Source organism: Thioalkalivibrio sp. HK1, assembly GCA_000583135.1.
Lineage (GTDB): Bacteria > Pseudomonadota > Gammaproteobacteria > HK1 > HK1 > HK1.
On the sequence record JFBG01000095.1, the window covers coordinates 1 to 8,241 of the forward strand.

Annotated in this window: 3 protein-coding genes; all 3 read right to left on the bottom strand. The window is 59.2% G+C overall.

Annotated elements, in window-relative coordinates; translation table 11 throughout:
• Nucleotides 1–613, bottom strand: a 613-nt coding sequence (locus tag BF99_RS22275; RefSeq protein ID WP_197019230.1) for a chromate transporter, incomplete at its 3' end; no start/stop codon positions are given.
• A 222-nt stretch (nt 614–835) separates the two neighbouring features.
• Nucleotides 836–1,993 carry a trans-sulfuration enzyme family protein gene (locus BF99_RS0119160; RefSeq protein ID WP_025772490.1) on the bottom strand — a complete coding sequence of 386 codons (1,158 nt, stop codon included), beginning with the start codon at nt 1,991–1,993 and terminating at the stop codon, nt 836–838.
• 458 nt (nt 1,994–2,451) lie between these two features.
• Nucleotides 2,452–8,217 carry a beta strand repeat-containing protein gene (locus BF99_RS0119170; RefSeq protein ID WP_025772494.1) on the bottom strand — a complete coding sequence of 1,922 codons (5,766 nt, stop codon included), beginning with the start codon at nt 8,215–8,217 and terminating at the stop codon, nt 2,452–2,454.
• Between the last annotated feature and the right edge of the window lie 24 nt (nt 8,218–8,241).

Consider the following 8,241-nt stretch of genomic DNA (forward strand, 5'->3'; position numbering starts at 1 on the left):
CGCTGCGAGCGAGGCTCGGGGCGGGTGATGAGGGCGCAAAAGGTGCAGGCGGGCTCGACATGTTCGGCGAAGGCACCGGCTCTCGCAGCCATAGCAGACCGGCAAGGGCTCCGGCGGCGATCACCGGCAGTTGCAGCGCGGGAAAAAAGATCAACACCACTGCTGCCATGAGGCCGATCGTGATCCGCCTTGCCCCCACCCATGAATGCCGCCCCATCGCCCATAGCGCTTGGGTGACGATGGCCACCACCACGAGTCCCAAGGACGAGAGCCACGCCGGTGCATCGCCCGGCTCGGACCCGGCAAGGCTTGATGCGATGGCCAACGCCGAGAGGGTCATCAAGATCGCACCCGGAGCGGTGAAGGCGATCCAAGCGATCAACGCCCCCGCATAGCCGCCGCGCATCCAGCCGACGGCCATTCCCACCTGACTGCTCGCCGGACCCGGCAGGAACTGACAAAGGGCGATCAGATCCGCGTAGCGCTCTTCGTCGAGCCATCGTCGACGCCGAACGAACTCTTCGTGAAAGAGCGACAGATGAGCGATGGGACCGCCGAAGGCGATACAGCCCAAGCGAAGGAAAACACCGAAGAGGTGAAGGCGGGAGGACACGGGGGAGAAAGAGGCGATCGGCTTTGCAAGATCAGCCGGCGATCACGCATGACGATCGAGAGCGGGTCGATCGAGAGCATGACCATCGAAAGCATGCCGATCGAAAGAAAGATATCAAGGAACGCATCGACAATCGCTCCACGAATCGAAAGCCGAACCCCTGCGGGGATTGCCGCTTTTCGAGTTCGAAAAAAAAGCCGCGCTTTTCGAGCGAAGGATCTCTTAGGTCAATGCTCGCTCCAAATCGGCGATCAGATCCTCCGCCCGCTCGATCCCGACCGACAAGCGCAGCAAATTGCCCGGAACGAGGCTCTGCGGACCCTCGACCGATGCCCGATGCTCGATCAGACTCTCGACTCCGCCCAAGGAAGTCGCAGGCACGAAGAGCGAGGTGCGGGTCGCCACCCGCTGCGCCGCCAAAGCATCCCCGCGCACCAGCAAAGAGAGCATCCCTCCGAATCCGCCCTTCATCTGCTCTTTGGCGATCGCATGTCCGGGATGCTCGGCAAGGCCGGGGTAGAGCACCCTCTCCAATCGCGGATGGGCCTTGAAATGCTGCGCGATGGCCATCGCATTTTCGCATTGGCGCGCATAGCGCAGATGCAAGGTACGCATGCCCCGCAGCAGCAGCCAAGCCTCGAACGGGCCGATTACCCCGCCCATCAGCGTGCGGGCGAGGAGAAGATCCTGCCATCGCTCGTCGTCATCGCGGCCGGCGATGACCCCGGCGGTGACATCGCTATGGCCCGCAAGATATTTGGTGGCGGAATGAAAGACGAAATCCGCCCCCGCATCCAGCGCTCGCAAACCGACCGGCGGGGTGACGGTGGCATCGACCGCAAGGATCGCCCCTGCGCTTTTGGCGGCGCGAGCGGCGGCACGGATATCGATCACATCCCATGTCGGATTGACCAACGGCTCGATCCAGACCGCCGTCTGCCCTTTAGAGCCGGCGTCGGCGGATGATTCGAGGGCACCTACAAGCGCGCCCGATTCGGTGGCATCGAAAAAGCGCAGATCGATCCCGCGGCGCTCGGCCAGCCGTTGCAGCCACTTCGCGGCGCCGTAATACATGATTCGCGGCGCGATCACCCGATCGCCGGCACGAAGGGTCTCGAAAAAAGCGCTGACCCCGGCCAACCCCGAAGCGAAAAGGAGCGCCGCGCGGGCGCCCTCGATCGAAGCCAGTACCTCCTCCACCTGCTGCGCTGTGGGGTGGGAATTGCGGGCGTAGAGGTAACCGATGGGATCGTAATTTCGATCGCGGGCGTAGGTGGTCGAAGTGTGGATCGGGGGCACGATGGCCCCGGTCTCGGGATCGATGTAATCCCCGCCGCGCGCAAGCAGGGTATCGAGGGCGGGATCGTCGGGCGGGGTCATGGCTTGCCTATTTCGAGATGATTGCGGCGAAACGACGAGGGCGCTTCATCGGCCAACGATTTGGGGATGGCGAGAAAAGAGGCGGTGGGCGCCGGCGTATCGAAGAGCCAGGATGACGAAAAAGCCCAAGGCCGCAGACACCTTGTTCGATCGTTAAATAAGCCCACTCGATATGGCAGGCCAAAGGCATTGCTTGCAAAAAAGACGCCGATCATCCCTTCGATGGGCAGGACAAGAAAAGGGAGCCGTAGCCCCCCTTAGCGGCGATCGTCTCGAACTCGCAGGTAGAGGGCCGCTTTTGGAAATCCGGGCAACGATCCGGTCTTTGACGGATGGCACTTCGGCTCGGCCGAACCTTTGGCCGGCGAGAGATAAAGCGATGACGGGGCGCAAAGACCAGCGGCCCCGTCATGGTTTCGGGCTCGTTATCCGCCGGGTTTTCCGATATGGCAGGACTCTTATCTTGCGCTCACGGCGCTATTGTTGACCAACGCTCCGCCGCCACCGGTGCGGGTCAGGATCTGCACGGTAAAGGCCTGATCGGAAAGGACCGTGCACGAAAGTCCCAGCCCTTCCCATCGATGTTCGAGCAGATCCTGTAGCTCCTCGGTCTGCACATGCCTCACGATACCTCGCAGGATCGCCCCGATGTCGGCGACATGGACGGTTCCGTCATCCTCGGCGCACTCCAGCCTCGTGCCGGTGCATTCTTTGACCCCGCCCTTGTTGCAGCGAATGCGGATATTCGATCGATCACCGGTGCGCGGCGACGGAATGGTGCCGATATCCGCCTCGTGATTCGAATCGCTGTGAATCAACTGGCTGTTGTTGACGAGAACGCCGTCTCCCGAGCGGGTCCACACTTGGGTGACCAAATTCTGCTCCGAGCGAATAATGCAAGCCAAGCGCCCTTGCCTTTCGAAGGAGTCGTTGACGATCTCGGCGATATCGCTCAGTGTCGCGGTGTCGGCGCCACGAGCGGGGATACTCCGAGACCATAGCCCGCGATAGGTCCTGCTGTCATTTTGCGCCGTGCAGTCGAAGAAGGCATCGCAGCTCTCGCTTGGTTCCTTGCACTGCAAACGCACCGTCGCCTGATCGCCGTTGGTCATCGGGGGAATGGCAAAGGCGTAGGACTTCGCCTCCCAGGTCAACGGATCCCCGGGGCGCGCAAGACCGGGGCCGGGATCCACCCGATCATCGTCCTTGATATTCAGATGACGAATGATGCGGGTGTTGACGTAGTTTCCGCCCGAGGCCATGATGATGATCCTCGCCGTCTCCAAGAAGGAATCGTCGTCATCCATGACGCTTACTTGGATAGTCACCGGCGCATTCCACATCGACGTCGTGGAGGCGGTGGCGCTCGCGCTTGGAAGATGCGGGGTCGGATCCGACATCGCGCTCGATGTCGAGCCCGTATCCGCAGGTGAAGGCGTGAACACGATCCTATCCGGATCGAAGACGACATCGGGGTTGTCGCTCGTCAGATTGACGCTGACATTCTCCGTCGGCTGGACATTGAGAACGACATCGAAGTTCACCACATCGCCCTCGGTCAGGGTCATCGATCCCGATGAATCGGAAGAGCCTACGCCGAAAGTGGAGACCAACGACCCCGGCTGATTTTTGTCCTTGACCATCACCGATACCCTGGCCTCCACCGGCACCATCCGGCCCCTGACCTCGACCAAATCGTAGCCCCCGCCCGAGGCCATCATGGAAATGACCTCGCTTTCGTCATCCGCATCGAGGTCCGATACGGTGGAAATATTCACCGGCAAAGGGGTATCCCATTGATCGGGCTCGAAGGTCAGCTGATATTGACTGCCCGGGGTGGGGATATCGACATCGATCGTCACGTCGGGATTGGTCGGCTGGCTCAAGGTCACCGTCACATTCCCGCTCGGCCGGGTGAGCAGTTGCACCGTGAAGTTGGCATCCAAACCCTCTTCGATCTCCAATCGCCTTTGGGAAAGCACCAAACCGGGCTTGTCGACGTCGATCACTGTCATCTGCACTTTCGTATCGTCGATGGCATAGCTATTGCTGCCTTGATCTTCCCCGCCCGAGCTCTTCAAAATGATTTCCACATCGTCATCGATGGCATCATCGTCGGGGTTGACGGCGACGGTCACCGTGATGGGCTCGTCCCAGTTCGATGATGTAAAAACCATCGGATTCGGGTCGTCGTCGTCCGAGCCCTTGCCCGGCCAATAGACAATCACATCCGTATTCGAGGGCTTTTCCACCAGCACCATCGCATCCTCGATCGGATCGGTCGCCAATCTCACGGTGAAGGTGGTAGTCACCCCCTCCAATACCCTCAAACTCTGCGGGGTGGTGACCAAACCGGCTTCATCGGGATCCGGAACCGAGATCGTGACGGTGCGGGTGACATTGCGGAAATCGTCGCCGCCGCCCGAAGTCTCCATCTCGATGAAGGCCATGTCGTCGGAGGCGTCGTCATCCTCCTCGGTGGTGACGGTGATGGTTTGGGGTGTATCCCAGATCGATGGCGTGAAAAGCAGATGCGTCGGAAAGAACTCCACATCGGGGTTGGAGGGGTTCTTTTGCCTCAAAGCGACCCCTACATTCTCATCCGGCTTGACCGACAAGACCGCGGTGTAGGTACGGGAGTCTCCCTCGGGGACGCTCACATTGCGGGTGACGGGTACGAACCTCAAATCGATGGTGTTCTCTTTTACGTTGACCGTCACGCTATCCTGGACATTGGCGTATTCGGCGCCCGAGGCATCGAATGTGATGGTGGCGGTGTCTTGGGCGGAGTCTTCATCGTTGTCGGCGGTGATCCGGATCGTTTGATCCGAATCCCAGTTCGATGGCGTGAAGACCATCGAATTTTGATTACCCGACTGATTGAAATCGGTATCGAACTTCACATCGGGGCTTCCGGTTGATGTGAGGGTCAATACCACATTCGAAGTGGGCCGGGTGAGTAGCCTCACATTGAGAAGGAACCCGTCGGTGGAGCCTTCGAACACTTCGATGGGCTGGGTCCGCGAAAAGCGCAAGCCGGGATCATCGTCGTCTTGCACCCGAACGCTGACATCTTGGCTGATACCGGCGTAGCTATTCGCCCCCGATGCGCCGCCCGATGCCGATAGGGTGATCGTCGCCGTATCGTCGTTCGAATCGTCGTCCTCAGCGGACGAAACCGTTACCGTTTGCTCCGTATTCCAGCCATTGTTGCTGCTGGTGAAGACGAGTTGGGCGGGGCTGAAGGTCACATCGGGGTTGGCCGTTCCGCTTTGCGCCAAGTCCACCGTCACTTGCGAGAGCGGGTCGGAACTCAGTTTCACCTTGAAGGTTTGGCTCTCGCCCTCGACCAGCCTTTCCAGCACGGAAATCGTCAAGCCTGCGCTGTCGTCGTCATCCACCGTTATCGAAATATCGATATCGGCGAGGTTATCGTACTCCTCGCCGGAGGCGCTCACGGTGATCGTCGCCGGATCATCGGTGGCCTCGCCGTCATGGGCGGCGGTGACACGGACATCTTGCTGCGTATTCCAGTTACTGCTCGTGAAGGTCAAGGTACTTTGGTCACCGTCCGTATTCGGATCGGTATCGAGCGTCACATCGCTATTCGACGAGACCATGCTCACCGTCACATCCCCGCTCGGTTGGGTGGCGAGATTCACCTGGATATTGACCATAGTCCCTTCGTCGATCATCAAGGTCGTCGCCGACAGCGTCAATGCCGGGGTGTCGTTGTCGCTTACCGAGACATCCACCTCTTCGTCGGCGGCATTGTCGTAGGCTCCGCCCGAAGCCTCTATGTCGATCGTCACATCCTCGTCGATCGTATTGTGGTCGGCAATGGCGGCGACGGTCACCGTCCGATTCGTATCCCAGTTCGCATTCGTGAAGGTCAGCGTGTCTTGATTGCCGGTGGTCGTGGAATCGGTATCGACCGTCACCCCGTCATCCGAGGAGGTCAAGGTCACCGTCACATTTTGGTTCGCCGTCGGCTGCACCGCTTTCAGTTTCACTTCGAAGGTATCGGTCGCACCCTCTTCGTTCAGGCTCAAACTGGACTTGGAAACCACCACTTTGGGGGTGTTGTCCTTCACGCTGACCGGCAAGGTGGATGTGGATTGGACAGTCCCGGACTGGGCTTGGAGGGTGATGGTGGCCGTATCGTCATCGGAGTCGGCATCGTTGGCGGCGGAAACGGTTACCGTCTGATTCGTATTCCAGTTGGTTGTCGTGAAAGTCATCGTGCTCTTATCGAGCGTTACGTCGCCGCTGCTTCCGCTGGCTTTGGTCAATGTCACTTGCGCGTTTTGGTCCGGCTGACGCCTCAATTTCACATCGAAGGTGCCGTTGGAGCCCTCGACAAGATTCAAAGAGGTCGGATCGAGTATCAAGGCGACGGTGGTATCGATCACGTCCACATCGACCGTATCCGTCTTGCCGGCGTAGTCCCCGCCCGCCGCCGTCACGTTGATGGTCAAACTCTCATCGACGGTATTCGTATCATCGGCGGCGGAGATGGTCACCGTTTGAGCCGTCCCCCAATTCGAGGTCGTGAAGGTGTACGAAGAGGTGAACGTGATCTCGGAAACGGCGGTTCCGCTTTGGGCGAGGGTCACCGTCACGTCCGCGCTCGGCTGTGTCGTCAACCTTATCGTGAAGGTGGCGGTCGATCCCTCTTCCACCTCCACATCGTCTGCGGAGACAACCATCTCGGCGGTATCGTCGTCGTTCACCGTGACCGATATATCCTTGGTGGGGGCGCTGTTGTAGCCCCCGCCGGAGGCCGTCAGCCGGATCGTCGCTTGGTCTTCGATGCCGTCGTCGTCATCCGCGCCGGATACGGTCACTTCCTGATTCAGGCTCCAAACCGAAGGTGCGAACGTCAGCGATGAGGGGCTGAAAGTCACATCGGAGTTGGAGGTTCCGGTTTGCGCCAAACTCACCGTCACATTCCCGCTCGGCATGGAACCGAGCCTGACATTGAACGTCTGATTGCTGCCCTCGGCGATGTCGGCAAGAGATGTATGCACGATTTCGATGCTATCGTTATCCTCCACATCCACCGTGATTTGGCTGCTGATATTCGCCGTTTCGTAATCTCCGCCACTCGATGTCAGATTGATCGAACCCGAGCTATCCAAGGCATCGGCATCCTCTATGGCGGTGACGGTGATGGTCTGAGGCGTACTCCAGTTCGACGTCGTGAAGGCGAGGGCGCTCGTGGACAACCCCACCGCCGTGGCGGTCAGTGATGACCTTGCGAGATTGATGGTGGTGTTTGCGCTCGGCTGGCTATCGAGTTTCACGGTGAAGGTATCGGTATCGCCTTCATCCAAATCCAAACTCGTTTTCGAAAGGGTGATCCCGCGGGTATCGGTTTCGGTCACACTGACCGAGAAGGTGTCGGCGACATCATCGTAATTCCCCCCCGTGGCTTCGAGGGCGATCGACGCCGTCTCCGCAATGGCGTCGTCGTCATTGGCGGCGGTGACGGTCACGGTCTGGTATGTATTCCAAGTCGTTGTGGTGTAGTCCAAGGAGGCCGGGGAAATCGTCACGTCGTCGGTGCCGGTTTTGGTCAGGCTCACCTCGACATCCATCGACGGGATGGTGGCCAACCTCACCTGGAAGGTGCCGTTGGAGCCTTCGTTCAGCGTCAAGGATTTGCCGGTGGGGGTGATGTCATAACCGATGGTGTCGTTGTCGGTGATCGTTCCGTTGATATATAGATATTGTCTGTTGTTGTCTGCAGTCGGGATTTGGATCCGGAAGGTTTCGTTTGCCGCATCGTCGTCTTCTTTCGCCTCGATGTTGACATCGACCGCTTGGTTCCAGTTGCTGTCGGTAAAATTGATTCGCGCGTTGTTGGCTCTGTAGCCGAACTGTGCGGGATTGGTCGCGTGGTCCTGGAATTGATCCCGACTTGCGGGGGTGGTGCCGATGTGAACATCCGGGTTGTAGGTATTGCTCGGATTGCTCGTTGTGAAATTCTGCAGGAATCTGATTCTTCTTTGGCCGGCAGTGCCTAATACACCGAGCTCCGCTGTCAATGTAACGGTCTGCCCTTCGGTCATGGTGAGGCTGTATTCGCCGGCTGAAGTGGTGCCGGAAAGGATCACCGCCCCGCTGCTCTTTAATTTAATGACGGGGTTGGTCGAGTCCGCGCTCACCGCCGCCGGGAGAACGACAAGGGCATAGAGCGCCATCGATATGATGCGTTTCATCGCTGAATCCTTTTGATGTACAGA